Source organism: Cellulosimicrobium sp. XJ-DQ-B-000 (assembly GCF_031119065.1).
GTDB classification, from domain to species: Bacteria; Actinomycetota; Actinomycetes; order Actinomycetales; family Cellulomonadaceae; genus Cellulosimicrobium; species Cellulosimicrobium funkei.
Genome location: NZ_JAVHYN010000009.1, coordinates 49,938 through 73,438, shown reverse-complemented (window position 1 = coordinate 73,438; position 23,501 = coordinate 49,938). Strand labels below are relative to the sequence as shown.

General features: G+C 75.4%; 25 protein-coding genes and 1 tRNA gene. 12 read left to right on the top strand and 14 right to left on the bottom strand.

The window, feature by feature from the left end:
- Positions 1-58: 58 nt before the first annotated feature.
- Positions 59-1,276: a UDP-N-acetylmuramate dehydrogenase gene (locus RDI86_RS13040; RefSeq protein WP_374990535.1), complete on the top strand. Its 1,218-nt coding sequence runs from the start codon at positions 59-61 to the stop codon at positions 1,274-1,276.
- An 87-nt stretch (positions 1,277-1,363) separates the two neighbouring features.
- Here RDI86_RS13040 and RDI86_RS13035 read toward each other — a convergent pair whose 3' ends face one another.
- The 3 genes from RDI86_RS13035 to RDI86_RS13025 all read right to left on the bottom strand — a co-directional run bounded on the left by RDI86_RS13035 (position 1,364) and on the right by RDI86_RS13025 (position 3,861).
- Entirely contained in the window at positions 1,364-2,350 is a 987-nt protein-coding gene (locus RDI86_RS13035) for a L,D-transpeptidase family protein (protein ID WP_308821547.1), read from the bottom strand.
- Positions 2,351-2,504: 154 nt separating this feature from the next.
- Positions 2,505-2,900, bottom strand: a complete 396-nt coding sequence (locus tag RDI86_RS13030) for a GntR family transcriptional regulator (RefSeq protein ID WP_308821546.1) — start codon at positions 2,898-2,900, stop codon at positions 2,505-2,507.
- Positions 2,893-3,861 (bottom strand): hypothetical protein, encoded by a 969-nt coding sequence (locus RDI86_RS13025; RefSeq protein WP_308821545.1) that lies wholly within the window; start codon positions 3,859-3,861, stop codon positions 2,893-2,895. Before RDI86_RS13025 ends, RDI86_RS13030 begins: the two co-directional genes overlap by 8 nt.
- Positions 3,862-3,984: 123 nt before the next feature.
- Between RDI86_RS13025 and RDI86_RS13020 the strand changes: the two genes are divergently transcribed.
- Positions 3,985-5,313: an aminoglycoside phosphotransferase family protein gene (locus RDI86_RS13020; protein ID WP_308821544.1), complete on the top strand. Its 1,329-nt coding sequence runs from the start codon at positions 3,985-3,987 to the stop codon at positions 5,311-5,313.
- A gap of 64 nt (positions 5,314-5,377) precedes the next feature.
- Positions 5,378-5,761 carry a hypothetical protein gene (locus RDI86_RS13015; protein ID WP_308821543.1) on the top strand — a complete coding sequence of 128 codons (384 nt, stop codon included), beginning with the start codon at positions 5,378-5,380 and terminating at the stop codon, positions 5,759-5,761.
- A 72-nt stretch (positions 5,762-5,833) separates the two neighbouring features.
- Here the strand turns inward: RDI86_RS13015 and RDI86_RS13010 are convergent, their stop codons facing one another.
- The 3 genes from RDI86_RS13010 to RDI86_RS13000 are packed head-to-tail and all read right to left on the bottom strand — an operon-like array spanning position 5,834 to position 8,537.
- Positions 5,834-6,508: a response regulator transcription factor gene (locus RDI86_RS13010; RefSeq protein ID WP_034654727.1), complete on the bottom strand. Its 675-nt coding sequence runs from the start codon at positions 6,506-6,508 to the stop codon at positions 5,834-5,836.
- On the bottom strand, positions 6,505-8,160 hold the full coding sequence (locus RDI86_RS13005; protein WP_251177559.1) for a cell wall metabolism sensor histidine kinase WalK: 1,656 nt from the start codon (positions 8,158-8,160) through the stop codon (positions 6,505-6,507). Before RDI86_RS13005 ends, RDI86_RS13010 begins: the two co-directional genes overlap by 4 nt.
- Positions 8,161-8,201: 41 nt before the next feature.
- Positions 8,202-8,537: a hypothetical protein gene (locus RDI86_RS13000; RefSeq protein ID WP_308821542.1), complete on the bottom strand. Its 336-nt coding sequence runs from the start codon at positions 8,535-8,537 to the stop codon at positions 8,202-8,204.
- Positions 8,538-8,659: 122 nt separating this feature from the next.
- On the opposite strand from RDI86_RS13000, the gene RDI86_RS12995 reads away from it, so the two are divergent.
- The gene (locus RDI86_RS12995; RefSeq protein ID WP_308821541.1) at positions 8,660-9,430 is read left to right on the top strand and encodes a methyltransferase domain-containing protein; all 771 of its coding nucleotides are present in this window, start codon (positions 8,660-8,662) and stop codon (positions 9,428-9,430) included.
- Between the two features lie 49 nt (positions 9,431-9,479).
- Here RDI86_RS12995 and RDI86_RS12990 read toward each other — a convergent pair whose 3' ends face one another.
- From RDI86_RS12990 to RDI86_RS12970, 5 genes are all read right to left on the bottom strand, one after another.
- A complete protein-coding gene (locus tag RDI86_RS12990; RefSeq protein WP_168944719.1) occupies positions 9,480-10,499 on the bottom strand; it encodes an adenosine deaminase in 1,020 nt (339 codons plus the stop codon).
- 101 nt (positions 10,500-10,600) lie between these two features.
- Positions 10,601-11,266, bottom strand: a complete 666-nt coding sequence (locus RDI86_RS12985) for a response regulator transcription factor (RefSeq protein WP_082774644.1) — start codon at positions 11,264-11,266, stop codon at positions 10,601-10,603.
- Entirely contained in the window at positions 11,263-12,585 is a 1,323-nt protein-coding gene (locus RDI86_RS12980; protein WP_308821540.1) for a sensor histidine kinase, read from the bottom strand. The genes RDI86_RS12985 and RDI86_RS12980 overlap by 4 nt, the downstream gene beginning before the upstream one ends.
- Entirely contained in the window at positions 12,572-13,429 is an 858-nt protein-coding gene (locus RDI86_RS12975) for an ABC transporter permease (RefSeq protein WP_168944717.1), read from the bottom strand. Before RDI86_RS12975 ends, RDI86_RS12980 begins: the two co-directional genes overlap by 14 nt.
- Entirely contained in the window at positions 13,426-14,436 is a 1,011-nt protein-coding gene (locus RDI86_RS12970) for an ABC transporter ATP-binding protein (protein ID WP_308821539.1), read from the bottom strand. The genes RDI86_RS12975 and RDI86_RS12970 overlap by 4 nt, the downstream gene beginning before the upstream one ends.
- A gap of 205 nt (positions 14,437-14,641) precedes the next feature.
- On the opposite strand from RDI86_RS12970, the gene RDI86_RS12965 reads away from it, so the two are divergent.
- From RDI86_RS12965 to rplA, 5 genes are all read left to right on the top strand, one after another.
- A tRNA-Trp gene (locus RDI86_RS12965) sits at positions 14,642-14,714 on the top strand.
- 106 nt (positions 14,715-14,820) lie between these two features.
- A complete protein-coding gene (gene secE / locus RDI86_RS12960; protein WP_031316181.1) occupies positions 14,821-15,102 on the top strand; it encodes a preprotein translocase subunit SecE in 282 nt (93 codons plus the stop codon).
- A 114-nt stretch (positions 15,103-15,216) separates the two neighbouring features.
- A complete protein-coding gene (nusG, locus tag RDI86_RS12955) occupies positions 15,217-16,074 on the top strand; it encodes a transcription termination/antitermination protein NusG (RefSeq protein ID WP_085388402.1) in 858 nt (285 codons plus the stop codon).
- A 96-nt stretch (positions 16,075-16,170) separates the two neighbouring features.
- Positions 16,171-16,602, top strand: coding sequence for a 50S ribosomal protein L11 (gene rplK, locus RDI86_RS12950; protein WP_021482529.1), 432 nt, complete (start codon positions 16,171-16,173; stop codon positions 16,600-16,602).
- A 184-nt stretch (positions 16,603-16,786) separates the two neighbouring features.
- Entirely contained in the window at positions 16,787-17,503 is a 717-nt protein-coding gene (gene rplA, locus RDI86_RS12945) for a 50S ribosomal protein L1 (protein WP_034653773.1), read from the top strand.
- A 116-nt stretch (positions 17,504-17,619) separates the two neighbouring features.
- On the opposite strand, the gene RDI86_RS12940 is transcribed toward rplA, so the two are convergent.
- From RDI86_RS12940 to RDI86_RS12930, 3 genes are all read right to left on the bottom strand, one after another.
- Positions 17,620-18,915 (bottom strand): glycosyl hydrolase family 18 protein, encoded by a 1,296-nt coding sequence (locus RDI86_RS12940; RefSeq protein WP_061268501.1) that lies wholly within the window; start codon positions 18,913-18,915, stop codon positions 17,620-17,622.
- A gap of 210 nt (positions 18,916-19,125) precedes the next feature.
- On the bottom strand, positions 19,126-19,680 hold the full coding sequence (locus RDI86_RS12935; RefSeq protein WP_308821538.1) for a hypothetical protein: 555 nt from the start codon (positions 19,678-19,680) through the stop codon (positions 19,126-19,128).
- A complete protein-coding gene (locus tag RDI86_RS12930) occupies positions 19,677-20,084 on the bottom strand; it encodes a DUF4383 domain-containing protein (protein ID WP_021483202.1) in 408 nt (135 codons plus the stop codon). The genes RDI86_RS12935 and RDI86_RS12930 overlap by 4 nt, the downstream gene beginning before the upstream one ends.
- Before the next feature lie 354 nt (positions 20,085-20,438).
- Here RDI86_RS12930 and RDI86_RS12925 point away from each other — a divergent pair, with 354 nt between their 5' ends.
- The 3 genes from RDI86_RS12925 (at position 20,439) to RDI86_RS12915 (ending at position 23,501) form a co-directional block, all read left to right on the top strand.
- Entirely contained in the window at positions 20,439-21,074 is a 636-nt protein-coding gene (locus RDI86_RS12925; protein WP_034653623.1) for an RNA polymerase sigma factor, read from the top strand.
- Positions 21,071-21,568 carry a hypothetical protein gene (locus RDI86_RS12920; protein ID WP_034653625.1) on the top strand — a complete coding sequence of 166 codons (498 nt, stop codon included), beginning with the start codon at positions 21,071-21,073 and terminating at the stop codon, positions 21,566-21,568. Before RDI86_RS12925 ends, RDI86_RS12920 begins: the two co-directional genes overlap by 4 nt.
- A 145-nt stretch (positions 21,569-21,713) precedes the next feature.
- The gene (locus tag RDI86_RS12915; RefSeq protein WP_308821537.1) at positions 21,714-23,501 is read left to right on the top strand and encodes a S8 family serine peptidase; all 1,788 of its coding nucleotides are present in this window, start codon (positions 21,714-21,716) and stop codon (positions 23,499-23,501) included.

Genomic DNA, 23,501 nt, shown 5'->3' with positions numbered 1-23,501 from the left:
GAACCCGAACTACGCTGGACGGGTGACCTGCGAACCTGCCGCCCCCGTCGACCGTGACCTGCCCGAGATCGTCGGGACCGCCCCGGGGCTGCGTCCCGAGGCCGTCGGGACGCCGTCGCTCGCCGAGCTGACGACGCTGCGCGTGGGCGGGCCGGCGGACCGGTACGTCGAGGCGCACAGCGAGGCCGAGCTGCTGGAGATCGTCCGGGCCGCCGACGAGGCGGGGGAGCCGCTCCTCGTGGTCGGCGGAGGCTCCAACCTGCTCGTCGGCGACGAGGGCTTCGGCGGCGTCGTCGTGCGCGACCTGCGGCGCGGCATCACCGTCGACGCGGAGGACTCGTGCGGGGGCGCGAGCTTCCACGCCCCGGCGGGCCAGGACTGGGACGAGCTCGTGGCGCGCGCGGTCGCGGAGGAGTGGGTCGGGGTCGAGGCGCTGTCGGGCATCCCCGGCACCGTCGGCGCGGCGCCGGTCCAGAACATCGGCGCGTACGGGCAGGACGTCGCGGGCGTGGTCTCGACCGTGCGGGTCTGGGACCGCGCACGATCGCGCGTGCGCACGCTCGCCCTGGGCGAGCTCGCGTTCGGCTACCGGACGTCGCTGCTCAAGCGCAGCATGCACGTGGACGCCGGCGCCGGGTCCGACGACGACGGTCCCTGGTACCCGTCGCCCCGCTACGTCGTGCTCGACGTGGGCTTCCAGGCGCGGCTCGGGTCGTTGTCGGCGCCGGTCGCGTACCCCGAGCTGGCACGCACGCTCGGGGTCCAGGTCGGGGACCGCGCGCCGAGCGCGGACGTCCGCGCCGCGGTGCTCGCCCTGCGCGCGCGCAAGGGCATGCTGCTCGACGGCGCCGGCCCCGACGTCGACCCCGCGGCGGGGCCCGACCACGACCGCTGGAGCGCCGGGTCGTTCTTCACGAACCCCGTCGTCCCTGCCGAGCAGGCGGACCTGCTCCCGGCCGAGGCCCCGCGGTACCCGGTCCGCACGGCGACCCCGACCCGGACCACCGGCCCGAGCCTCGGCGAGATCGACCCGACGCTCGTGAAGACGTCGGCCGCGTGGCTCATCGAGCACGCGGGCTTCACCAAGGGGTTCGGCGTGCACGGCCCGTCGAGTCTCGCGCGGCTGTCGACGAAGCACACGCTCGCGCTGACGAACCGCGGCGGGGCGAGCGCGGAGGACGTCGTCGAGCTCGCGCGCGCGGTGCGCGACGGCGTCGTCGAGGCGTTCGGCGTCGAGCTCGTGCCGGAGCCGGTGCTCGTCGGCGTCGCGCTCTGACCCGCCCGTCGCTGAGTGCATGATCTCGTCGCGTTCGGACCCCGCCGCCGCGACGAAGTCATGCACTCACCGCACCGGGGGCTCGGCTCAGTAGACGAGGACGGTGGTGCCGGGGTCGGCGCGCCAGGTGTCCCAGAGCCAGTTCATGGCCGAGTTCGCGACGCGGACGCACCCGTGCGACGCGGGCCACGGCGGGATCGACCCCGAGCCGTGCACCGCGATCCCGCCGGTGAAGAACTTGGGGCGCCACATGTCGCCGAGCTCGAGGCTGGACGAGTGGTTCCCGTCGACCTGCCGGCCTACCTGGAACGTGCCGCGCGGCGTGCTCGCGCGGTAGGTGCGCCCCTTCGCCTCGTACGACTCGCCGTTCCCGGACGACGCGTTGACCACCGTGACGACGCGACCGTCCTCGACGGCGAGCAGGAGCTGGCGGTCGAGGTCGATCTCGACGACCTTGCCCGACCCGCTGCGCGGCTGCGGCGTGACGCCCTCGTCGAGCGCGGCCTGGGTCGCGGGCCCGACGACGCCGTCGCGCGAGAGGCCCGCCGCCTTCTGCAGGGCCCACACGGCCTGCTGGGTGCCGCCGCCGAAGTCGCCGTCGGGCGCGCCGATGAAGTAGCCGAGGTCGGCGAGGCGCTGCTGGAGGGCGACCACCCGCTCGCCGGTCGCCCCGCGCGCGAGCTCGACCGGCTCCGGCGGGGCCTCGGGCGTCGGCTCCGGCGTGGGCTCGGCGGCGGGCGGCGGCGTGCTGGGCTCAGGCGTCTCGGTGGGCGTCGGCTCGGGCTCGGGCGTCTCGGTGGGCGTGGGCTCCGGGGTCGTGGTGGGCGCGGACGGGCTCGGGCTCGTCGGCTCCGGCGAGGCCGGGCTCTCGGAGGCCGACGGCGTTCGCCCGGGCTCCATGTCCGGCAGGCCCGCCTGGCAGCCCGCGAGCGCCAGCGCGGCGGCGAGCGCGGGCACGACGGCGCGGGCGACCACCCGCCGGACGGGCCCGCGACGGCGCGGTGCCGCCATCGGTCGCGCGCCGGTCGCGGGCGCGCTCGCCGTCGCGGGCGAGCGGACGGTTCCCTGCTCCACCTGGTCCCCCTTCGTCTGCCGCGGCGTCGCCGCGATGGTCCATCATGCGCCGTCCGCCGCGCCCGGCCGGACGACGGCACCGGTTCTCGGCGGATCGTGACCCGGTCGTGACGCACGGTCTGTGGCGCCGTCGGTGCCCGGTCGGTGTCGGTGGTCAGTGCGGCGCGCCCCGCTCCGGGCGGTGCGCGCCGAGCAGCGCGCCGCGCAGGACGTCGACGATCGCGTCGTCCGACAGCCCGGCCTCGCGGCCGGCGTGCACGAGCTCGTGCGCGGCGTGGCGCGCGGCCACGTCCGTGGGGGAGACGCCGTCGGCGACGACCGTCCCGGCCCGGCGACGCGTCGTGACGACCCCGGCCGCCTCGAGCTCCCGGTACGCGCGGGCCACCGTCCCGGGGGCGAGACCGAGGTCCGTCGCGAGCGCGCGGATCGTGGGGAGGCGGTCCCCGACGCGCAGCCGCCCGGCCGCGACGTGCGCGACGACCTGGCTCCGGATCTGCTCGTACGGGGCGAGGCCGGTGCGCAGGTCGATCTCGACGCGCAGCTCACCCATCGCGACGCCCGTGCCCCGCGGACGCCGGGGCGGCGACCTCCGCGTCGGGGTCGGGGGCAGGACGCACGCCGACGGCGACCGCCACGAGGGCGATCACGACGGCGACGACCACGAGCACGACCGCTCCGGGGTAGCCCGCCCGGGCGGCGGCGTTCGCGCCGTAGGCGAGCGTGCCGGCCGCGGTGAGTCCGAGCGCGAGCTGGGTGCCGCGCAGGACCCGGTGCGCGGACGCGCGACGCAGCGCGAGGTCCCACCCGGGCTCGACGCGCGGGACGGCGGGGCGGCGCGCGACCAGCCGGAGCAAGCCCTCCGCGCCGGCCACGAGCAGCACGGCGCCGGCCGCGAGCCAGGCGCCGTAGAACCACCCGGGGTAGGGGCTGGTCGTCGACGTGACGTCGCCCAGCACGCGCGTCACGGACCGCCCGTCCGCCCCGGCGGTGAGGCCGCCGACCGCGGTGAGCACGAGCACGAGGGCACCGAGGGCCCAGGTGAGGCGGCGCAGGCCGCGCGGCGCGACGTCGGACACCGTGCGCGGGCGCAGCGTGGCCGCCCGGACCGCCGTGCGCTGGCGCGGCCAGGTGCGCTCGCCGACGGCGTGCGCCCCGAGGAACGCCAGGCCGACGAGCGCGGGGGAGAGCCCCACGAGCACGCCCTCCGCGAGGCCGCCGACGGCGGTCGTCACGGCCTGCACGAGGACGGCGCCCACGAGCGCGGCGGCGGTCGCCGCGGCGACGCTGACGGTCGTCGCGTGCCGTCGGGCGGCGCGGCGCACCGGGTCCCCGTCCGCGAGCCCGTGCAGGGCGGGCGCCGGCTCGCGCGTCAGCGCGCGCACGATGAGCACCACGAGGGCGCCGACGCCCGCGAGTACGGCGAGGGCGACGACGCTCCACAGCAGGTCGTACGCGGCGGGGAGGAACATGTTGACCCCGCCCGGCTCCTCGGAGACGCTTTGTATCAACACAGCGATACATTCCCACGGACCCGCGCGCGGGTCAAGGGCCGCCGGGCGCCGCGGGCGGACTCGATGAGAGGACTCTCATCGGGCTCTCACCTCCGTTCCACGCGCGCACGGTGCCCTGGGCGCATGACGATCGCCCCCGCCGTCCCCGACCAGCGCGCCTGGCTCGACCTGCTCACCGGTCCCGACGCGGGCGGCCTCCTCGACGCGGCGCTCGGGGCCGACGGCGTTGCGCTCGGCACGTGGCGCGTGCACCAGGTGCACGCGCGCCCCGGCGCGGAGGTCACCGTCGGGTACGACGTCGTCGCGCGCCGCACGCTCCCGGCGCGGCCCGGCGGGGCGGTCGCGACCGTCGACGCGACCGCGTACCTGCTCGCCACGACGGCACCCCTGCCGCCGGACGCCGTCGGGCCGGGCGTCGCGCGCCTGGAGGACGGGCCGCGCGTCGTGCACGTGTGGCGGCACCCGGCCGACCCGGCGCTGCCCGCGCTCGCCGCGGCGTGCGACGCGTCCGGGCTCACGCGCCGCCTGGACGACGCGGGCGTGCTCGCCCCGGGCGAGGCCGTCGAGTCGGTGACGATGGTCGCCTACCGACCGCTGCGGCGCGCGGTGCTCCGCGCCCGGACGCCCTCCCGCACGCTCTACGTCAAGGTCGTCCGGCCCGGCCGGGCGCGCGCGCTCGCGCGCCGCCACGACCTCCTCCAGGACGGGGCCGTGCGCGCCCCGCGGTGCCTCGCCCGGGACGACGACGGCCTCGTGGTCCTCGAGGAGGCGCGCGGCCCGTCGCTCGCGCAGCACCTCGCGGCGTCGGGACCGGAAGCGCAGCCTGAGGCGATCGACCCGCACGAGCTGCTCCGTGCGCTCGACGCGCTGCCGGAGCGCGCGACGACGCTGCGCCGTCGGCCCGCGTGGGCGGAGCGCGTGGAGCACTACGCGACGTCGGCGCTCGCGGTCCACGGTCTCGACGCCGAGCGGGTGCGGCACGTGGCGCGCGCCGTCGGGGACGCGGTCGCGACGCGCGACCCCGGCCCCGTCGTGGCGACGCACGGCGACTTCTACGAGGCGAACGTCCTGCTCGCCGCGGGCCCGGACGCCGTCGACGTCCCGGGGGCGACGGCCCGGCCGCGCGTGGCCGCGCTGCTCGACGTGGACACGCTCGGGCCGGGCCACCGCGTGGACGACCTCGCGTGCCTCGTCGGGCACCTCGCCGTCCTGCCCGCGCTCGCGCCGACCGTGTACGGGGGCGTGGGCGGGCTCGTCGAGCGGTGCCTCGCGGTGTTCGGGACCGCCGTCGACCCGGTGGGGCTGCGCGCCCGGGCCGCGGGCGTCGTGCTGTCGCTCGTGCCGGGCGCGGGCTCGCGCGAGCTCGCGGAGGCCTGGCTCGCGGTCGCCGACGGGCTGCTGCCGGTTCCTGAGAGCACTCTCATGACGACCTCCTCGGAGTCTCACGCGTGAGCGGGAGGCTCGAGACCTGCACGGCCGAGGGGTCGTGCGCACCATCGGACGAAGGAGAAGCACCATGAAGGCACGCAGCGCATGGATCGTCACCGGGGCGCTCGGCGCGGTCGGTCTCGGGGCCACGATGGCCGCCGCCCAGGGCGCGCTCGACGCCCCCGACGAGGCGGTCGTCTCCCCGTCGGTCGAGGTGACGACGTCTGGCGCCGCGACGGCTGCGGCGACCGCGTCGGCCACCCCGAGCCCGACGGACGTCCAGAACGGGACGTCGATCACGACGGTCACCGCGGGCTCCGCGAACACGTCCGCGTCGCCCACGACGGCGGCCTCCGCCGTGACGAGCCAGACGGCGAACACCGCCCCGACGGCCGACACCGCGGGCACCGCGCAGACGGCGAGCACGCCGGCCAGCCCGGTGACCCCGCCGTCGCCGCAGTCCGCGACCTGACCGGGCCCGGGCCTCGCCGTCCGCGCCCGCACGACGCCCGCCCCGGCCCCCGGGGCGGGCGTCGTCGTCGGTTCAGGAGCGCCGCGGCGCGTCCGCGAGGCGGTAGCCCATCCCGCGCACGGTGACGAAGTGCTCCGCGCCGAGCTTGTTGCGCAGGTACCGCACGTACACGTCGACGACGTTGGAGCCGGGGTCGAAGTCGTACCCCCACACGCGCGAGAGGAGCTGCTCGCGGCTGAGGACCTGGCCGGGGTTGCGCAGGAACGCCTCGGCGAGCGCGAACTCGCGCGCGGAGAGGTCGACCTCGCGGTCGGACGTCCGGGCCCGCCGAGTGCGCAGGTCCAGGCTCAGCGCACCGTGCGTGAGCACCGTGACCTCGCCCGCGGGCTCGCTGCGCAGCCGGAGCCGGATGCGCGCGAGGAGCTCCTCGAAGCGGAACGGCTTGGCCATGTAGTCGTCGGCGCCGCCCTCGAGCCCGGCGACGGTGTCCGTGACCGACGTGCGCGCCGTGAGGATGATGACGGGGATCGCGTTCCCGGTCTCCCGCAGCCGGCGCAGCACGGTGAAGCCGTCCTGGTCCGGCAGGCCGAGGTCGAGCACGAGGAGCGCGAAGTCGCCGCTGCTCGCGAGGTCGAACGCCTCGCGGCCCGTCGCGACCGTGGTGCTCGCGTAGCCCGCGGCGCGCAGCCCCTTGGCCACGAACGACGCGATGCGGGTCTCGTCCTCGGCGACGAGGATCTGGCTCACCGGGTGGTCCTTCCGTCGTGGTCGGTGCCGGTCTCGGCGCCGGACTCGGTGCTGCTCTGGGTGTCGTTCTCGGTGCCGCTCCGGCTGCCGGTCGGGGTGCGGGTCTCGGAGCCCGACCCCGGGCTGGTCGGCTGCGCGTCCGGCGTGTCGGGCGGCAGCTCGGGGGTCGCGGCGGACGGCGCCGTGGGTGCGGTCGGCGCGGTCGCCCCGTACGGGGCTACCGCGTCACCGGTCGGCCCGGGGGCCTGCCCGGGGACCGGCACGAGCGGCAGGTCGAGCGTGAACGTCGACCCGACGCCTGGCGTCGAGGCGACGTGGACGCGGCCGCCGTGGCCGTCGGCGATCGCGGCGACGATCGCGAGCCCCAGCCCGGCGCCCTCGGGGTGCGCCACACCGGGTGTCGTCGCCTGCGCGAACCGCTCGAAGATCCGTTCCTGCTGCTCGGGGGCGATCCCGACGCCCTCGTCGCGGACCCAGACGCGCACGCGCGCGCCGTCGTCGGACACGGCCGAGCCGAGCGCGACGGCCGACCCGGGCGCCGAGAACTTCACCGCGTTGGCCGCGAGCTGGAGGAGCGCCTGCGTGAGGCGCTGCGCGTCGGCCCGCACCGCGACGTCCGCGCGCGCGTCGACGAGCCACCGCCGGTCGCCGAGCGTGCGGACCTTGTCGTGGACGTCGTCGAGCAGGCGCCCGAGGTCCGTGTCGAGCGGGCGCACGAAGTCCGGGCGCCCGGCGGTCGCGAGCGTCACGAGGTCGTCCACGAGGCGGTTCATGCGGTCGAGCTCGTCGAGCGCGAGGTCGCGCGTCTCGGTCGCGTCGGTCGCGTCGTGGGGGTCCATGAGCTCGAGGTGGCCTCGCACCACGGTGAGGGGCGTGCGCAGCTCGTGCCCGACGTCGTCGATGAGCCGGCGCTGCGAGTCGAACGCGCCCTCGAGCCGGTCGAGCATGCCGTTCACGGTGCGGGACAGGTCGGAGAGGTCGTCGTTGCCCGTGACCGGGATCCGCGCGGAGAGGTCGGTCTCGCCGATGCGCTGCGCGGTGCGCGAGAGCGTGCGGATCGGGAGCAGGAGCCGGCCGGCCACGACCCAGCCGACGACGCCGATGAGCACGAGCGCGCCGAGCGCGACGACGGCGTACGTGCGGAAGACCTGGGCGAACTCGGCGTGCTCCGCCGAGCGGTCGTAGGCGAGGACGAGTGCCGCGGGCGGCCCGGCGCCGTCCGCCCCGGTCGCACGCACGGGCGCGACGAGCGCGCGGTAGTCCGCGGTCGCCGTCCCGACCGAGCGCAGCACCACGTGGTCGCCCGCCACGAGCGGCGACAGCGCGGCGACGAGCTCGGCGTCCTCCTCGAGGCGCAGGCGCACGTCCTGCTGCGACACGAGCGGCGTGCGACCCTCGCGCAGCCCGAGCACGCCCTCGTTCTGGGCGGGCACGGTGAGCTGGATCGACGCGACGACGACGTCCTCGGCGGACCGGAACGGCTCGCCCGTCACGGGGTTCACGCCGGAGCCCGCGATCCGCCGGAGCTCGTTCGCGCTCCGCACGAGGCTCTCGTCGATGCGCGCGTCGAGCTGGCCGCGCTGCAGGAACCACGCCGCGCCGCCCGCGAGGAGCAGCGCGAGGGCGGACAGGCCGAGGAACGCCGCGAGCATCCGGGTGCGGACCGTGAGCCCCGCGCCACGCGCCCGGCGCCTCACCCGTCGCCCCGGTCCGGGCCGTCGCGGTCGTCGTCCTGGTCGTCGGTCGTGTCGGCGTCCGGGTCGTCCCCCGAGTCGTCCTGGTCGTCGCTCGACGGCGGGGCGGGCGTGACGCGGTCGTCGTCCTGGTCGTCGTCGTCGCCGTCGTCGTCGGTCGGGCTGGGCGTCGGCGCCGGCGTCGTCGGGGTCTCGGTCGGGGGAGCGGGCGTCACGACGACGGCCACGCCGACGTCGCGGTCCTGCGGCCGCGCGGCGAGCGCGCCCGCCGCGGCGGCGCCGGCGAGGACGAGCACGAGCGCCCCCACGAGCCACGCGACGGTCCGGCGAGTCATGGACCCAGTATCGGAGAGCCGGATGAGACGCACATGAGAGTCCGCGCGACGAGCCGGGACGACGCGTGTATCTTGATGTCAAGATTGTTGACGTCTAGATACTGCGACCGGACGGAGTCGTCATGCCACGCGACTGGGACCCTGCCCTCTACCTCCGCCACGCCGACGAGCGCACGCGCCCGATGGCCGACCTCGTGGCGCGCGTCCCCGTCGACGCGCGCACGGTCGTCGACCTCGGGTCCGGCCCCGGCCACCTGACCCCCCTCCTGCACGCGCGCTGGCCCGACGCCGCGATCACCGGGATCGACGCGTCGCCGGCCATGGTGGCCGCCGCCCGGCGCGACGCGTCCGCGCCCTGGGTGCGGTACGAGCTCGCGGACGTGCGCTCGTGGGCGCCGCCCGCGCCCGCCGACGTCGTCGTGAGCAACGCGACGCTCCAGTGGGTGCCCGGCCACCTCGACCTGCTTCCCCGGCTCGCCGACCACGTCGCCCCGGACGGCGCGCTCGCGTTCTCCGTCCCCGGCAACCACGACGCGCCGAGCCACCGGCTCCTGCGCGAGCTCGCTGCCCGACCCCCGTACGCGGCGCACGCCGCGGGCGTCGAGCGCCCCGCGGCGCACGACCCCGAGGTGTACCTCGACGCGCTCACCACCCTCGGCTGGACCGTCGACGCCTGGGAGACGACGTACGTCCACGTGCTCCACGGCCCGGACCCCGTGCTGCGCTGGGTCTCCGCGACGGGCGCCCGCCCCGTGCTCCAGGCCCTCCCCGACGACCTGCGCGACGCGTTCGTCGCGCAGTACGCCGCCGCGCTGCGGGACGCGTACCCGGAGCGCGGCGCGGGCACCCTGTTGCCGTTCCGCCGCGTCTTCGTCGTCGCGACGCGCGCGTGACCGCTCGTGTCAGCCCGCCGATCCCCGGCGGCCAGCGCGCACGCGGGCGTCAGCCCGCCGTGAGCCAGTCGTCCACGCCCGCGAGCAGCCGTCGCTTGGTGCCCGACGACGCGCGGCTCGCCCGGATCGACGACCGCGCGAGGTCGGCGAGCTCCGCGTCGGAGAACCCGTGCTCGCGCCGCGCCGTCTCGTACTGCCCGACGAGCCGGGACCCGAACAGCAGCGGGTCGTCCGCGCCGAGCGCGACCTGCGCGCCCGCGTCGACGAGCGCGCCGAGCGGGACCTGCCCCGCCTCCTCGTAGACGCCGAGCGAGACGTTCGACGCCGGGCACACCTCGAGCGCGATCCCCCGGTCCACGACGTCGTCGAGGACGCGCCGGTCCTCCGCCGACCGCACCCCGTGGCCCAGGCGGTCCGGGACCAGCTCGCGCACGACCTCGTGCACGTGGCCGGGGCCCAGGAGCTCGCCGCCGTGGGGCACCGACGCGAGCCCCGCCCGTCGCGCGATCGCGAACGCGCGCGCGAACTCGGCCGTGTCCCCGCGCCGCTCGTCGTTGCTCAGGCCGAACCCCACGACCTCGCCCGCGCCCTCGCCCGCGTACTGCGCCGCGAGCCGCGCGAGGGTCCGCGCGTCGAGCGGGTGCCGCGTGCGCGACGCCGCGACGACCACCGCGACCTCCGTCCCCGTCGCGGCGCTCGCGGACCGGGCGGCGTCGAGCACGATCTCCACGGCCGGGGTGATGCCCCCGACGAACGGCGCGTACGACGTCGGGTCCACCTGGATCTCGAGCCGCCCCGACCCCTCCGCGGCGTCGTCCTGCGCCGCCTCGAGCACGATGCGCCGCATGTCGGCCTCGGACCGCACGCACGCGCGCGCCGCGTCGTACAGGCGCTGGAACCGGAACCAGCCGCGCTCGGTGGGCGGGAGGCGCAGCGGGTCGCCGTCGACGAGCGCGTGGGGGAGCCGCACGCCGTACTGCGCGGCGAGGTCGCGCAGCGTGTCGGGCCGCATGGACCCCGTGAAGTGCAGGTGCAGGTGGGCCTTCGGGAGCGTCGCCAGGTCTCGCACAGCGGGAGTCTGTCACGAGCGCCCGGCGCCCGCCGTCGGGCGCGGGACGACTGCGGCGCAGGTCCCGCCGCAGGTCGGGGTGCCGACGGCGTCCGCGCGCGTCACGCCCCGGGGAGGAACCCGCGCTGCATCGCGACCGTCACGGCGGCGGTGCGGTCGTCCACGCCGAGCTTGGCGAAGGCCCGCAGCAGGTGCGTCTTCACGGTCGCCTCGGCGATGAACAGCTCGCGCCCGACGGCCGCGTTCGACAGCCCGCGGGCCACGAGCCTCAGTACCTCGACCTCCCGGTCCGTGAGCCGCTCCGTCCCGCGCACCGACGTCACGAGCCGCGTCGCGACGCTCGGCGCCAACACCGTCTGCCCCCGCGCCGCGGCGCGCACGCCCGCGACGAGCTCCTCGCGCGGCGTGTCCTTGAGCAGGTAGCCGGTGGCGCCCGCCTCGACGGCCCGCAGGATGTCGGCGTCCGTCTCGTACGTCGTGAGCACGACGACGCGCGGCCCCGCCGCCCCGCGCCCGCGGCCCGGTGCGCCGAGGATCGCCGCGGTCGCGCCCACGCCGTCGAGCACGGGCATCCGCAGGTCCATGAGCACGACGTCGGGCGCCAGCTCGCGCGCGAGCTCCACCGCCTGCGCGCCGTCGCCCGCCTCCCCGACCACCGCGAGGTCCGGCTCGGCGGCCAGCATCCCCACGATGCCCGAGCGCACGACCGGGTGGTCGTCGACCACGAGCACCCGCACCGCGCCGTCCCGGCCCGTCGTCCCCGTCACCGCACCGCTCCTCGCCTCGTCGGGGCCGTCCGGCCCGTGCCCACGCCCGTCGCGGGCAGCCGCACCGCGACGCGCGTGCCCCCGCCCGGCGCGGGCCCGACCTCGAGGCTGCCGCCCTCCGCGGCGACGCGCTCGCGCATGCCCCGCAGACCGTAGCCCTCGGCCGCGTCGTCGGGCAGCCCGCGACCGTCGTCGCACACCTCCAGGAGGGTCCCGTCCGCGTCGTGGCGCAGCCCGACCCGCACCGTGCCCGCCCCGGCGTGGCGCCGCACGTTCGTCAGCGCCTCCTGGGCCGAGCGCAGCAGCACGACTTCCTCGGCGCTCGACAGCCCCGGGACGTCGTCGGCCGCGAGCACCACGCGCGTCCCCGTCTCCTCGGTGAAGCGCGTCGCGAGGCGGCGCAGCGCCTCCCCGAGCGTGCTTCCCTGCAGCGGGGCCGGCGCGGAGGCCGCGACCAGGGCCCGGGCCTCGGCGAGGTTGTCGCGCGCCGTCGACTCGACGAGCGCGAGGCGCTCGCGCGCCGCGTCCGGGGCGCCCCGGTCCAGGTCGGCGCCCGCGGCCTGCGCGAGCATGACGACGCTCGTGAACCCCTGGGCGAGCGTGTCGTGGATCTCCTGGGCGACCCGCTCGCGCTCCGCGAGCACGCCCGCCTCGTGGTGCGAGCGCGCGAGCTCGGCCTGCGTCGCGCGCAGCGCGTCGACGAGGCGCGCGTGCCGCTCCGACTGCCGCATCGTGTGCGCCGTCCACAGCCCGAGGCTCAGCGCGAACGCGAGCGCGACGCCCATCTGCGGCGCGGCGCTCGCGAGCTCGTCGGGCTCGACGCGCCCCGTCGCCGGGTCGAACGCGAGGGCGAGCGCGGTGCCGGCCGCGAGCGCGACGCACAGCACGACCTGCGCCCAGAGGTGCTCCGAGAGCATCCAGATCTGCGTGAAGACGGCGAACAGGAGCAGCGTGCCGAGCGCGTCCTGCCCGACGACGACGAGCGTGCCCGCGATCGCGACGACGAGGTAGAGGTGCGCCGGCACCTGGGCGCGCGTGCGGGCCGCGCGCCGCCCCCACGCGAGGTAGGCCAGGAGGATCGTCCCGAGCGCGGCGAGCGACACGAGCAGGGCCGTGCCGGCGACGCCCGCGGTGAGCAGCGCGAGCGCGCTGAGCACGACGATGACGTAGAACGCCACGTCCCACCAGCGCACGTCGCGCGCCCAGGTGCCGTCGAGCTGGGCCGTGGCCGCACCGTCCCTGGCCCCCTCCTCGCCCCCGGCCCGGTCCCCGGCCGCGGGGAGCCCGCCCGCGGGCGACGGCGGGTCAGCCGTCGTCACGGCGCCGCCACCGGAACGACCGCGCGCCCACCACGAGCCCCAGGACCAGCCATGCGACCAGTACAGCAGCGGTCGCGCCGTGCTGCCACGACCCGGACGGCTCGAGCGCCGCGGCCTGCTCGGGGAGGAAGACCGAGCGCATGCCCTGAGCCATCCACTTGAGCGGGAACACCGAGGCGACGGTCTGCATCCACGCGGGCAGCGCGAAGAACGCGAAGAACACCCCGGAGATGAACTGCAGCACGAGCACGACGGGCGTGACGACCGCCGTCGCGGAGCGGCCCGAGCGTGGCAGCGACGAGAACGCGACCCCGCACACGGCGCCCGCGGCGCACCCGAGCACGAACACCCACGCGAACGTCGTGAGCCGGGTCGCGGCGTCGGGCATGTCCCAGGGCATCGGGACGTCGTACACGACGGCCGCGAGGAGCAGCAGGAGCGCCGTCTGCACGATCGAGGTCGCGAGGACCAGGCCCACCTTGCCGTAGAAGTACGCCGACGCGGGCAGCGGGGTCGCACGCAGGCGCTTGAGCGCACCGTCGTCGCGCTCGACCGCGATCGAGATCGCGAGCGACTGGAAGCTCGTGAGCATGACGCCCGTCGCGATCATGCCCGGCAGGAAGTACTGCGCGAAGGGCACGGAGTAGCCCGCGTCACCCTGGTCCTGCCCGTCGAACACCGTCGCGAAGATCGCGAGCATGATGAGCGGGTACGTGAAGATGAAGACGACCGCGTCGCGCTCGCGGAAGAACCCGCGCAGCTCGGCGCGCGTGCGTTCGATGCCGAGGCGGGCGGCCCCGGGCAGGGCGGCGCGCGGGGCGCGCGTGGTCGGGGCGACGGTCACGGTCGGGCCTCCTCGGGGACGACGACGGTCGCGTCGTCGGGCGTGCGGGCCGCGGCGGGTGCGCCGGGCCGGTCCGGGTCGGGGGCCGGGTCGCTCGACGCGGCCGGCTCACCGATGAGCTCGAGGTAGACGTCCTCGAGGCTCGGGCGCGTCACCTCGAGCCCGGGGACCTCGCCGTCGGGGTACCGCGCGGCGAGCGCCGCGACGACCGCGGTGGGGGAGTCCGTGCGCTCGGAGCGCCGGGTGCCGCCGTCGAGCCACCGCACGACGGGACGGCGCGCCTCCGCGCCCCCGAGGCGGTCGGGCGCGTCGAGCGCGACGACCTGCCCCGACCGCACGACGGCCGCGCGGTCGGCCAGGTAGGCCGCCTCGTCGAGGTAGTGCGTCGTGAGCAGGATCGTCGTGCCGTCCTCGCGCAGCGACCGGACGAGCGCCCAGAACGCGCGGCGGGCCTGGGGGTCGAACCCCGTCGTGGGCTCGTCGAGGAACAGCAGCTCCGGCCGGCCGACGATCCCGAGCGCGACGTCGAGCCGTCGGCGCTGCCCGCCGGAGAGCTGGCGCGTGCGCGTGCGGGCCTTCTCCCGCAGCCCGACGGCGTCGATCACCTCGTCGGGGTCCCGCGGCGTCGGGTAGAACGTCGCGAAGTGCCGGACGAGCTCGGCGACCGTGAGCTCGGCCTGGTCGCGCGAGTCCTGGAGGACGACGCCGAGGCGCGAGCGCCAGGCGCGGCCCGCGGTCTGGGGGTCCTCGCCGAGCACGCGGACCTCGCCCGCGTCCCGGCGGCGGAAGCCCTCGAGGATCTCGACCGTGGTGGTCTTCCCGGCGCCGTTGGGGCCGAGGACCGCGAAGATCTCGCCGCGCTCGACGCGCAGGTCGATGCCGTCGACGGCCTGCTTGGGCCCGTAGCGCTTGCGCAGGCCGCGCACGTCCACGGCCGGTCCGCTCTGCCCGGCGCCGGGGCCGGAGCCGGCGCCGCGGGGGCCGGCGGGGAGGGGTGTCGTCGTCATGGGACCAGCGTGTCGGCGCGAGCCCCCGGGCCGCGACGCCCGTTCGTCCGGACCTCGTGTCCACCGATCGGTGGACGGTGGTTCGACCAGGGGCGCCGCGTCGCGTACAGTGATCCCTCGGTGGTTGACGCCCGCCACGCTGGTCCGCGCCCGTGAGACGACTTTCGTCCGGGGATCGAGGCCGTGCGGGGCGCCGTCGGCACGAAGGGTAGTGGCGCAATTGGTAGCGCAGCGGTCTCCAAAACCGCAGGTTGCAGGTTCGAGTCCTGTCTACCCTGCACGGCGTGGCTCTCGCGGGACCTTCCCGGGATCCGCGCGCGGCCCGGCACCGGGTCGCACCGAGGGTTCGAGCAGGTCCCGTACGTGAGCGATGGGGAAGATCGAGTGAGCGAATCGCCGTCAGAGGCCGTGGGCGCAGGCGGTGCACGCGCCGACGAGGTGAAGAAGAAGGGCGGTCCGTCCGCGGACAAGAAGCCCAACGTCTTCGCGCGCATCGCCCTGTTCGTGCGCCAGGTGGTCGCCGAGCTCCGCAAGGTCGTCACGCCGACGCGGTCCGAGCTCATCACCTACACGACGGTGGTCCTCGTCTTCGTGGTCGTGGTCATGGCGTTCGTGACCGTCCTCGACCTCGGGATCGGCCAGGCCGTCCGGTGGGTCTTCGGCTAGCGCACGACCTTCCCCGGCCAGGCCGGGTCAGCACGGCAGCCGGCGCCTCTCGGGGCGCCGTCGGCGCTTCCAGAAGAAGTCTTCGAGCAGTTCGTTGAGAAAGCAGGTTCGTTCGTGTCCCAGGAGTCGCTGGACCAGACGGAGAACGTCGACCCGACGCAGCCCGAGGGTGCCCAGGACGACGTCGACGAGACCACGGACGTCCCGGCGGTCGACGGAGCCGACGAGGCCCTCGACGCCGCTGACGAGGCCGACGACGACGCGACGGACGACGCCGCTGACGAGACCGACGACGCGTCGGACGACGACGAGCCGTCGGACGACGACGAGGCCGACGAGGTCCGCCCGGCCGACGAGGACGGCGACGTCATCGAGGACCCGGTCGCAGAGTTCAAGCGCACGCTGCGCTCGCAGCCGGGCGACTGGTACGTCATCCACTCCTACGCGGGCTACGAGAACCGCGTGAAGGCCAACCTGGAGAACCGCATCCAGAGCCTGAACATGGAGGACTACATCTTCCAGATCGAGGTCCCCATGGAGGAGGTGGCCGAGATCAAGAACGCGCAGAAGAAGATCGTCCGACGCGTGCGCATCCCCGGCTACGTCCTCGTGCGTATGGACCTCACCGACGAGTCGTGGGGCGCCGTGCGCCACACGCCCGGTGTCACCGGCTTCGTCGGGCACACCCACCAGCCGGTGCCGCTGACGCTCGACGAGGTCTTCTCGATGCTCGCGCCGATGCTCACCCCCGCCCCGGAGGCCGGCAAGCCCGCGCAGGCCGCGGCGAAGGCTCCCGTCGAGGTCGACTTCACGGTCGGCGAGTCGGTCACCGTCACGGACGGCCCGTTCGACACGCTGCCCGCCACGATCTCCGAGATCAACGTCGAGAACCAGAAGCTCAAGGTCCTCGTCTCCATCTTCGGCCGGGAGACCCCGGTCGAGCTGTCGTTCAACCAGGTCGCCAAGATCTGACGCGCGGGCGGCCCGAGCCGCCCCGCGTGAGCGCAGTACTGCAACCGGGTCATCGCCCACGGCGTCGGCCCACGAGAAGAAAGCCAGGGAAGAGTCATGCCTCCCAAGAAGAAGGTCTCCGGCCTCATCAAGCTCCAGATCCAGGCCGGTGCGGCGACGCCCGCGCCGCCGATCGGCCCCGCGCTCGGTCAGCACGGTGTGAACATCATGGAGTTCTGCAAGGCCTACAACGCGGCGACCGAGTCGCAGCGCGGCAACGTCATCCCCGTCGAGATCACGGTCTACGAGGACCGCTCGTTCACCTTCGTGACGAAGACCCCGCCGGCGGCGGAGCTCATCAAGAAGGCCGCGGGCGTGCAGAAGGGCTCGGCGACGCCGCACACCACCAAGGTCGCGAAGATCACCGCGGACCAGGTGCGCGAGATCGCCCAGACCAAGCTCGAGGACCTCAACGCGAACGACCTCGACGCCGCGTCGAAGATCATCGCCGGCACGGCCCGCTCGATGGGCATCACTGTCGAGGGCTGAGCAGAGCGAGCGCGGAGGTAGGACGAGCGCCAGCGAGTCCTGCCGGAGCGTGAGCGGCGCTCGGCCCGAGCAGACCATGCGTCGGGCCGAGCGTGGCAACATCGGAAGTGTCCGTCCACGACCGTGGGCGGCAGTGGCAGGGTCCGCGCGGACCCGCTGACCACGACTGCAGAAGGAGAAGCAGATGGCAACGCGCAGCAAGGCGTACCGCAACGCCGAGGAGAAGATCGACCGCGAGCGTCTCTACGCGCCGCTCGAGGCGATCCGTCTCGCCAAGGAGACGTCGACCGTGAAGTACGACGCGACCGTCGAGGTCGCGTTCCGCCTCGGTGTCGACCCGCGCAAGGCGGACCAGATGGTCCGTGGCACGGTCAACCTCCCCCACGGCACGGGCAAGACCGCCCGCGTCATCGTCTTCGCGAACGCGGCGAAGGCGGAGGAGGCCCGTGCGGCCGGTGCCGACGAGGTCGGCGGCGACGACCTGATCGAGAAGGTCGCCGGTGGGTACACCGACTTCGACGCCGCCGTGGCGACGCCGGACCTCATGGGCAAGGTCGGTCGTCTGGGCAAGGTGCTGGGCCCCCGTGGTCTCATGCCGAACCCGAAGACCGGCACCGTGACGATGGACGTGGCGAAGGCCGTGTCGGACATCAAGGGCGGCAAGATCGAGTTCCGTGTCGACAAGCACGGCAACCTGCACTTCATCATCGGCAAGGTCTCGTTCGACGAGAAGGCGCTCGTGGAGAACTACGCGGCGGCCCTCGAAGAGGTCCTGCGTCTCAAGCCGTCGTCCTCGAAGGGCCGGTACATCACCAAGGCCACGCTGACGACGACGATGGGCCCCGGTATCCCGCTGGACCAGTCCAAGACGACGAAGCTGCTCGAGGACGACGCCGCCTGACGGCAGTCCTCCCCGCGGACGGTCCTGAGTCCGCACCACGCACGACGGCGCGGCACCCGACCAGGGTGCCGCGCCGTCGTCGTCTCAGCAGGTCGCCCGAGGGTGCGCCGGCCGGGTCAGCAGGCGCCGAGGTCCTTCCAGACGCCCCACTGCCCGCTCTGCGCGGGGTTCTCGTTGGTGGTCCACCACTTGGCCTCGTAGGTGCGGCCCTGGTGGGAGACGCGGGCGCCACCGGTGTAGACGGCGGAGGCCGACCACGCGGTCGCGGTGCAGGTCCCGGGGTTGGTGGGGTTCGTCGGGTTGGTGGGGTTGGTCGGCTCGGTGGGGTTGGTCGGCTCCGTGGGCGTGGTCGGACCGCTCGCGAGGCGGCCGCCGATCACGGACGCGACCTGGTAGCCGTTGGTCTTGTCCCAGTTGATCGACCAGGTCATGACGCCGCCGATCTTGCCGTACGGCTTCGCGGGCTTGAAGGCGCCGCAGCCGGTGCCGACCTCGAGGCAGTCGACGGCCTTGACGACGTTCGCGAGCGGCTGGTAGCCGCCGCCCGCGGCGCGCGGCACGGCCGGTACGCCGATGCCCACCTGGTCGGGGCGCAGGCCCATCTCGAGCTGGATGCAGGTGAGCGCGGTGAGGAAGTCGACCGTGCCCTGCGAGTAGACCTGCTGGTTGCAGCCCATCATCGAGCCGGAGTTGTAGTACTGGGTGTTGACGATCGTGAGGATGTCCTTGATCGCGAGGGTGAGCTGGTAGTACCCCATGCTCGTCGCCTGGTAGTCGATCGTCTGCGGCGCCATGGTGAGGATCAGGCTCGGACCGACCTTCGCCGCGAGCTGGTGGAGGGCGCTCGACATGTACGTGGCGTTGATGCCGTGCTCGAGGTCGATGTCGACGCCGTCGAAGCCGTACTTCTGCATGAGCGCGTACGTGGTGTCGGCGAAGTTCTTCGCCTCGGTCGCGTTCGAGACGATGACGTTGCCCTTCTCCCCGCCCACGGAGATCACGACCTTGCGGCCCTGCGCCCGGATGGCCGCGACGTCGGCCTTGAACTGGGCCTCGGTGTAGCCGCCGAGCTCCGCGCTCGCGAGGTTGAACGTGATGCCGCCGGGGGTCCCGGCGAGGTTGTCCGCGAACGCGATCGCGACGAGGTTGTACGCCTGGGGGACCTCGGACAGGCGCATCGTCACGGAGCCGTTGTCGAAGTTGTGCCAGTAGCCGGTGAGCCACTGCGTGCTGCCCGACGGCGCGGCGGCGCTCACGGGAGCGGCGGGCGCGGCCGACGGCGCCGCGGCGGTCGCGGGCGCGGCGGCGAGCGCTCCGCCCGCGACGACGGTCGCCGCGGCGACGACGGAGGCGAGGGCGCGCAGCGCGCGCCCGGTGAGGCCGCGCGTGCGGCCGGGGAGGACTGTTCTCACGGAGGTGCTCCTCGTGCTCGGGCGGGGCGCGTCGTCGCGCCTCGCCGGTCCGCACCCGCGGTGTGGGTGCAGGGGTCGCTCCCGACGCTAGGCCCGGTGCCCGCCGCGCGGCATGAGGGATTCCCCGGAACTTCGGGCCCCGCGGTTACGGGAGAACTCGTACCCTCCGGGAGGCGTGGCGCCGCGCCGGGGGCAGCCGCCGTCGGGCCCTCACGGCGCGGTGCCGGGCCCGCCGTCGTGGGCCGGGCCGTGCCCCGGCAGGTGCCCCAGGGCGGGCAGGTGGGACCCGTGCGGCACGGCGTGCCGCGCGGCGTCGGTCCCGCCGAGACCGAACGTCGCGACGGCGGCGACCACGACGGACACCGAGAAGAGCGCGACGAGCCGCGCCCCGGCGCGCGCCGGCGGGCCGTCGGCGGGGACGCGCGCCGGTCGGGCGAGGACGCACGCCGTCGCGACCCGCAGGGCGGCCGCGGCGGCCGCACCCGCGGAGAGCGGCACGCCGGACGCGACGGGCACGGCCACCCCGGCGACGGTCGCGACGAGGAGCAGGGCGATCCCGGCGCGCGGGACCGCCGTCGGGCGCCCGGGCCGCGGCCCGCGGGCGAGGAGCACGAGCGCGACGACGAGCTCCCCGGCCCCGGTGGCCAGCGCGAGCAGGCCGGACGGCGCCGGGAACGCGCCCCGGACGAGCCCGAGGTCGACGATCCCGGCGCCGAGCAGCGCGAGCGCGGCGCCGACGCGGCGGGTCGGGACGGGCGTCGTCATGCCGTGACGGCGCGGCCCGCGTCCTCGCGGTCCGCGGCGAGCCCGACGCCGAGGAGCAGCAGAGCGCTGGCGAGGTGCAGCACGTTGTCGGCGCCGTTGAGCGCGATGATGTTGGCGCCGGTGTCGACGAGGAACAGCCCCACCACGCCGACGAGGAGGTACACCGCGCCGATCGCGACGTTCGTGCCGCGCGCGGCCCGGACGCTGCGCGACGCGAGCAGCAGCGCCGCCCCGATGCCGAGGTGGACGATGTTGTGCAGGGGGTTCACCTCGAACAGCAGGAGGTTGCGGCCCTCGGTGGCGGCGAAGCCGACCCCCGACGTCACGACGAAGCCGGCGAGGCCGACCAGCAGGTAGACGGTGCCGAAGACGGCTGCGAGCAGGCGGTTCGGGGACGAGGTCATGGTGGTCTCCGCTCGGTGGTCGCGCGGCCTCTCCGCGCGTCGCCCCGGGTTCGGAGCGGTGCGGGATCCGGACGGGTCCGCCGGTGCGGGTCCCGGACAGGGATCGCTCCGGACGGAGCCGACCGCGATGTATCAGACGGGCGGTCCGCCCCTCTCGTCCGGGTGGAGGAGCGCCGACCAGACGCTCCCGCCCGTGTGCCGGAGGGACGAGATGCGACGCAACCGCACGAGCCGGGAGGGGTGTGACCAGTGACGATGGTTGTCGACCCCACCGGCCCGGCCGTAGAATCAGGCGCTTCCGGGGACCCCCCGCTGATGCCTGACCGGACGAGCGTGCCGAGGACAGTGCGCCCCATGACCAGAACGACCGACGAGGTGGCCGACACCGGCGAACCGGGCCTCAGCCTGGGGGACCGGGGTGCGTTCGCGCTCCTGGAGTACCGCGACGGCCGCCCGGAGGCGCTCGGTGACTTCGTCCGCGAGGCCTCCCCCCTCCTGTGGCACACGGTGCGCGCGCAGGGCGTCGAGCGCGAGCAGGCCGACGACCTCGTCCAGACGGTGTGGGTCGCGCTCGTGCGCAACGCGATGACCATCAAGGAGCCGCACGCCGTCCTCAAGTGGCTGCTCATCACGGCCAAGCGCGCGGCCTGGGAGGCCGTGCGCAAGCACCGCGACGAGGCCCGACGGCGCACCGAGCTCCCGGACGACACCGACGAGGGCGTCCCCGAGCTCCCGTCGGGCGACCCGACGCCGGACGTCGAGGTGCTCCGCAACGAGCGCGACCGCTCCCTCTGGGCCGCGCTCGACCGGCTGCCGGAACGCTGCCGCCAGCTCCTGCACCTCGTGTCGCTCGCCGACCGTCCGGACTACAAGGCCATCTCGGCCGCCATCGGCATGCCCGTCGGGAGCATCGGCTCCACGCGGGGCCGCTGCCTCGCCAAGCTGCGCGACATCATCGACGACCAGGGGGAACCGTGGGAAGCATCATGAGCACCGAGCCGACGCACAGCCCCGACGAGCCGCTCGACGCCGTCGACCTCGCCCTCCTGGCCGACCTCGCGCGGATCGCCGAAGAGATCGACCCCGTCCCGGACGGCCTCGTCGAGCGGTCGCTCTTCGCGATCACGCTCGCCGGGCTCGAGGCCGAGGTCATGGAGCTGGAGTACGTCCAGGCTCCCGCGACGTCCGTGCGCGGCGACGCGCCGCCCGTCGAGGCGCGCACGATCACGTTCACGTCCGAGTCCGTCACGGTGATGATCTCGCTGTCCCCGACGGACGACGGCCGCATCCGCATCGACGGCTGGGCCGCCCCCGCGACGGCGCTGCGCGTCGAGCTGCACCGCCCCGGCGTGGTGAGCGAGACGACGAGCGACGACGACGGCCGCTTCGTCTTCGAGGCCGTCGACCGCGGCCCGGCGAGCCTCGTGGTCCGCCGCGCCGACGGCGCCGGCGGCGCCGTGAGCACGCCGGTCGTCGAGCTCTAGCACCCGGTGGGCCGCGGGCGACGCCCGCGGCCCACCGACCGCACCACCACCAGCAACCCTTCCCCGCGCAGCGGTGCGCGGGCGGCCGCCCGTCGACGACGACGCGCGCGGCACCGGACGAACGTCATCTCCCGAGGAGGAGCACGTGAGCGAGACCCCTGAGCCCCCCGCAGCGGCGGACCCCGGCTTCTTCGGCGACCGGCCGAGCCGGCTCCAGTGGCGCACCCGCACGATCGACCCGGTCGCCGCGCAGCGTCGCGCCGGGCAGCAGTCCCCGCACCCGACCTGGTACGTGGGCGACCGCATCCTCATCCCCGAGTCGCCGTTCGACCGCGAGGGGAACCGCTCGCTGCGGTGGCTCGAGCGCGCGGCCGAGCGTCTCGGCCTCCGCGTGGAGGTGCAGCAGGAGAGCCTCGACGACGCCGAGCTCGTCCGTGAGGCGGGCCTCGACCCGGAGACGACGACCGACCTGCTCCGCACGTTCGGCTACTCCGTGCGCCTGCGCTACCGCGACGACGCCCAGGGACAGCTCCCGGACGCCTGGCACCTCGTCGAGGAGCTGCGCGGACGGCTGTGCCCCGACGACCGGCACAGCCCGCGGCTCGCGCTCGACCACATGGTCGCGCCGACCCCGTTCATCGGCGGCCAGCCGTACACCCAGCCGTTCCCGTACACGCAGCCGCACCCGTACACCCAGCCCCACCCCTACACGCAGCCGCACCCGTACACCCAGCCCCACCCCTACACGCAGCCGCACCCCTTCGCGGGCACGGCCGAGTACTCGCTCCCGGGCTCGGGCGGCCGCACGCCCGTGAGCTGGATCGGCCCCGTGCCGCGCCGCACGCTGCCCGCGGGGGAGACGCCGTGGGTCGCGGGCGACGGCGTCCGCCGCCCCGTCGTCGCCGTGCTCGACACCGGCGTCGGCGAGCACCCGTGGTTCGACGACGACCTCGAGACGCGCGGCACGATCGTCGTGCGCGATCCCGAGCTGCTCGGTCAGCCGCTGTCGACCCTCCCGCCGACGGAGTACCCGTACGAGGACCCGGAGATCGGCGGCGTGTCGGTCTCGCCCCTCACCGGCCCGCTCGACCCGGTCGCGGGCCACGGGACGTTCATCGCGGGTCTCGTGCACCAGCTCTGCCCGGACGCCGTCATTCTCGCCCCGCGCCTCTACGGCGGGTCGGGCGTCGTGCCGGAGCGCGACCTGCTGCGGACGCTGCGCCGCGTGCTCCTGTGGCACGTGCTCGGCCTGGCCGGTCGCGACGGCTACGCCCCGATCGACGTCCTCGTGCTCTCGCTCGGGTACTACCACGAGCGCCCGGAGGACGCGGACTTCGACGCCCCGTTCGGGGCGCTCATCCGCGCGCTGCGCCGGTACGGCGTCATCGTCGTCGTGTCGTCGGGCAACGACGGCCAGACCCGCCCGACCTACCCCGCGGCGTTCGCCCCGCGGATCGACCGGAAGGTGAGCCCTCCCGTCCCGCTCGAGGGGGTGACGCTGCTCCTCGACGAGCCGCCGGTCCTCACGGTCGGCGCGAAGAACCCCGACGGGACGGTGTCGCTCTTCAGCAACGACGGCCCGTGGATCACGTGCACCCGTCCTGGCGCGTCCCTCGTGTCCACGATCCCGCGCACGATCGACGGCGCCGTCGCGCCCTCGCGCCACGTCCCCGAGCTCTGGGGACCGGGGTTCCGCGCCACGATCGACCCCGAGGGGTTCCAGGGCGGGTTCGCCACGTGGAGCGGGACGTCGTTCGCGGCGCCCGTCCTCGCGGGCGAGCTCGCGGCGTCGCTGCTCGAGCGGATCGGCGACGACCCGACGGACCCGGACGTCGTGGAGCCCGGCCAGGGCGCGCCGGACCGCTGCGCCTGGCTGTGGCCGTCCATTACCCTGGCGACGGGTCTGGTCCCGACCCCGGGTGACGACGCATGA